Source organism: Lacrimispora sp., from assembly GCF_031982545.1.
In the GTDB taxonomy this organism is placed as follows: Bacteria; Bacillota; Clostridia; order Lachnospirales; family Lachnospiraceae; genus Lacrimispora.
Genome location: NZ_DALYXB010000020.1, coordinates 78,660 through 80,634 on the forward strand (window position 1 = coordinate 78,660; position 1,975 = coordinate 80,634).

The 1,975-nt window shown below is 54.7% G+C and carries 1 protein-coding gene and 1 pseudogene; both read right to left on the minus strand.

Annotated elements, in window-relative coordinates; all coding sequences use genetic code 11:
- Positions 1 to 808: pseudogene (locus tag ABS301_RS24325) on the minus strand (collagen-like protein); the annotation flags it as partial.
- A gap of 216 nt (positions 809 to 1,024) precedes the next feature.
- Positions 1,025 to 1,975, minus strand: a 951-nt coding sequence (locus tag ABS301_RS24330; RefSeq protein WP_349674642.1) for a hypothetical protein, incomplete at its 5' end; no start/stop codon positions are given.

Sequence of the window (1,975 nt, forward strand, 5' to 3'; positions counted from 1 at the left end):
CGCCAGTAGCGCCGGTAGGTCCGGTAGGTCCGGTAGCACCGGTAGCGCCAGTAGCACCGGTAGGTCCGGTAGGTCCGGTAGCACCAGTAGCACCAGTAGCGCCGGTAGGTCCGGTAGGTCCGGCAGGTCCGGCAGGTCCGGTAGCGCCAGTAGCGCCAGTAGCGCCAGTAGGTCCGGTAGGTCCGGTAGCGCCAGTAGCGCCAGTAGCACCAGTGGGTCCGGTAGGCCCGGTAGCACCAGTAGCACCGGTAGCGCCAGTAGCGCCAGTAGGTCCGGTAGGTCCGGCAGGTCCGGTAGCGCCAGTAGCACCGGTAGCGCCAGTAGCGCCAGTAGGTCCGGTAGGTCCGGCAGGTCCGGTAGCGCCAGTAGCACCGGTAGCGCCAGTAGCTCCAGTAGCGCCGGTAGGCCCGGTAGGCCCGGTAGCACCGGTAGCGCCAGTAGCACCAGTAGCGCCGGTAGGTCCGGTAGCGCCAGTAGCACCAGTAGCACCAGTAGCACCAGTAGGTCCAGTAGGTCCAACTGGGCCCTGAATACCCTGCGGTCCTTGTGGTCCTACAGGACCCTGGGGACCACGTGGCCCAGTAGGTCCATCAGGACCTGGAATTCCTTGAGGTCCAGTAGGCCCGGTAGGTCCCTGGAATCCTCTGGGACCTTGTGGTCCGGTAGGTCCCTGGGGTCCTCTGGGACCTTGTGGTCCGGTTGGTCCTGGGCAGCCTCTTGGTCCCTGTGGTCCGGCTGGGCCTACACAGCCCCCACCGCAACCACCACAACCACAGTGGTTTCTGTCCCAATCTCTACAATTACTCATTATAACTCCCTCCTGTCAAGGTGTAATTTTTTACTTGTATGATGTCTTGTAGATGTGAATTGTATTATAAAGGGCTTTTTCAATCCTTTATACTATATCATATGTGATTAGTATCAAGTTTGTTAGAAAAAACTTGATATATAGTGGACACGATAAATACATTGACTTATAAAGAGTTGTATTTTGATGGTAATAATACTTTTGGAGGATTTCAATCTATTGAAATACGATAAGATTAATTTTTCTGTTAATCACATTCGCACTATCAACGCTATTGGCAGCTGTATAGATTACTCTCATTTCATAGGTTGAACTAACAGTGGTTGGTGCAGTATCAACAAAGGTGTCAGATATAGCTGTATCAGTCGTACCGGCAATTGATCCATTGAAACTTAAAGTTCTTGTATCTATTAAAGCTCCGTCTCTGTATAATCTAAGTTCTGCTGTATAGGAGTAAGGCGCAGTAGTTACAACATTTTGTAAGTCAAGTCCATAATCAATCTTTACAGTATTGCCTGCAACAACGGGAGTTGTTGCAGAGGCAGCACTTACCTCTGTTAATAAAAGTGGGGATATAGCCTGGATTCCAGCATTATTACTAAAAGCTAATGCGCCAGCAGGCCCAGTATCGCCAGTCGGTCCGGTATCGCCGGTCGGTCCAGTCGGTCCAGTATCACCAGTCGGTCCAGTCGGTCCAGTATCGCCGGTCGGTCCGGTCGGTCCAGTATCGCCAGTGGGTCCGGTAGGTCCAGTCGGTCCAGTATCGCCAGTCGGTCCAGTATCGCCAGTAGGTCCGGTAGGTCCAGTATCGCCGGTAGGTCCAGTCGGCCCGGTATCACCGGTGGGTCCGGTCGGTCCAGTATCACCAGTCGGTCCAGTAGGTCCAGTATCACCAGTCGGTCCAGTCGGTCCAGTATCGCCGGTAGGTCCAGTAGGTCCAGTATCACCGGTAGGACCAGTCGGTCCAGTATCACCAGTAGGTCCAGTATCACCAGTAGATCCAGTCGGTCCAGTATCGCCGGTAGGTCCAGTCGGTCCGGTATCGCCAGTAGGTCCGGTCGGTCCGGTATCGCCAGTAGGTCCGATCGGTCCAGTATCACCGGTAGGTCCGGTAGGTCCAGTATCGCCGGTCGGTCCGGTTGGTCCGGTATCGCCAGTAGGTCCGGT